General features: G+C 63.6%; 1 protein-coding gene and 2 pseudogenes. 2 read left to right on the top strand and 1 reads right to left on the bottom strand.

Features of this window, described 5'->3' with window-relative positions; all coding sequences use genetic code 11:
• Positions 1-218, top strand: a pseudogene (locus tag EN750_RS31950) (LysR family transcriptional regulator); the annotation flags it as partial.
• A 27-nt stretch (positions 219-245) separates the two neighbouring features.
• Here EN750_RS31950 and argE read toward each other — a convergent pair.
• Positions 246-1,406, bottom strand: coding sequence for an acetylornithine deacetylase (gene argE, locus EN750_RS31945; protein WP_127399079.1), 1,161 nt, complete (start codon positions 1,404-1,406; stop codon positions 246-248).
• Positions 1,407-1,681: 275 nt separating this feature from the next.
• Here argE and EN750_RS31940 point away from each other — a divergent pair.
• Positions 1,682-1,952: pseudogene (locus EN750_RS31940) on the top strand (NADH:flavin oxidoreductase); the annotation flags it as partial.

The following is a 1,952-nucleotide window of genomic DNA, read 5'->3' as shown; positions in this document are numbered from 1 at the left end:
GCTACGGCATCGCCAATATGCGGCCGCTCAACACGCTGGCGCCGGACGGCAAGCCGCTGGTCTTCGTGCCGCTGGACGGCGATCTGCGGCCGCTGACCATGGGCGTCGCCTTGCCCAGTTCCGAACACCGTACGCAAACCGTCCAGGCGTTCATCGACCACTGCCGGCATTTCGTCGTCGAGCAAGGCGTGTTCGGCGCCGAGCGGGCTGTCGGCTAGGCAGCACTTCCACAGAAGTAGCCCCGGTTAAGCCAACTGCTGGTCGGCAAGCCGCTGCAGCAATTTTTCCAGCATGCCATCGCAACGGCGCATCTGCTCGACGCTGACGAACTCATCCGGCTTGTGTCCCTGCGCCATCGATCCCGGTCCGCACACGACCGTCGGCGTGCCGAGATCGCGGCTGAACAGGCCGCCCTCCGTGCCGTAGGCAACCTTGATGGTGTTGTTGGCGCCGGTCAGCGATTTGATGAAAGCGACGGCTTGCGAACTGACCGGCGTGTCCAGGCCGGGATAGGTGTTGGTGATGTCGATGTCGATTGCCGCCTCAGGCGCGATAGCCGAGGCTTCGGTGGAAATGCGCGCGGCCTCCACGCGCAGGCGCTCGAGAATCTCATGCGGGTCGTCGGCCGCGACATTGCGGATCTCGAAGTCGACCTGGCAGAGGTTCGGCACGATGTTCAGCGCCACGCCGGCGTTGATCTTGCCGACATGGACGGTTGTGTAGGCAATGTCGTAGTCGCCGTCGCGGGCGCCATCGCGCACCAGCCGGTCCTGCTCGCGGCGCAAGGCGGCGACGAAGTCGCAGCCGAGATGGATGGCGTTGAGCGCCAACGGGGCTAGCGCCGAATGGCCCTCGCGTCCCTTGCAAAGCGCGCGTGCGGCAAGCTTGCCCTTGTGGCCCGTCGCCACCTGCATGTCGGTGGGCTCGCCCACGATGCACAGCAAGGGCCGCTGCGGGGCCGCTTGCAGCATGTCGATCAGACTGCGCACACCAATGCAGCCGATCTCCTCGTCGTAGGAGAGTGCCAAATGCAACGGCGTCTTCAGCGTCATTTTCGCGGCCTTGAGGCACGTGGCGAGCGCGCAGGCGACGAAGCCCTTCATGTCGGCCGCGCCGCGTCCGTAAAGCTTGCCGTCGCGGTTGGTCATCTCGAAGGGCGGCAGCGTCCAGGCCTGGCCGTCGACCGGAACGACGTCGGTGTGGCCGGACAGCATGATGCCGGAAGCATCAGTCGGTCCGATGGTGGCAAACAAATTGGCTTTATGGCCGTCCTCGCTGCGGATGATCTGGCAAGCAATGCCATGCGCCTCCAGCAGCTCCGCCACATAACCGATGAGGACGAGGTTCGAGTCGCGGCTCACCGTCGGGAAGGCGATCAGCTTTTCTAGGATCTGGATGCTGTCCATGCGTTTATGTCTCGTTGGCCGTGGGCGCTATCTAACATCGCGCAGCGGCGGCCTTGAAGTCGCATTTGGCTCAGCCGAAATTCAGCGGATGCTAATCCGGGTGAACGCGATTAGGCGCGGCCTAACCGGCACAGAAGAAATCTGTTGTTTTCCGGCGCTTGCCGCAACTTATGAATGGTCTCACGGCATCAACCCACTGGGCTGGCCGGCTTGCGCCTTGGCTCGAACCATGATCGGGCAAGTTGCAAGGCTGAGCTGGCAGGAAGGCACGTTCCATGCGCGATCCGCGCTACGACATTCTGTTCGAGCCCGTGAAGATCGGTCCGGTGACCGCCAAGAACCGCTTCTATCAGGTGCCGCATTGCAATGGCGGGGGCTATCGCGATCCTTCGGCCGCGGCCGAGATGCGCCGCATCAAGTCGGAAGGCGGCTGGGGCGTCATCTTCACCGAGCAGACCGAGATGCACCACACATCGGAGATCACGCCCTTCATCGAGCTCAGGCTGTGGGACGACGCCGATATCCCGGCGCTGGCGAAGATGGCAG

The sequence above is a fragment of the Mesorhizobium sp. M7A.F.Ca.ET.027.03.2.1 genome (genome assembly GCF_003999175.1).
Classification (GTDB): Bacteria; Pseudomonadota; Alphaproteobacteria; order Rhizobiales; family Rhizobiaceae; genus Mesorhizobium.
Note: the sequence above shows the minus strand (reverse complement) of the source record. Positions and strands in the feature narration are given on the sequence as shown.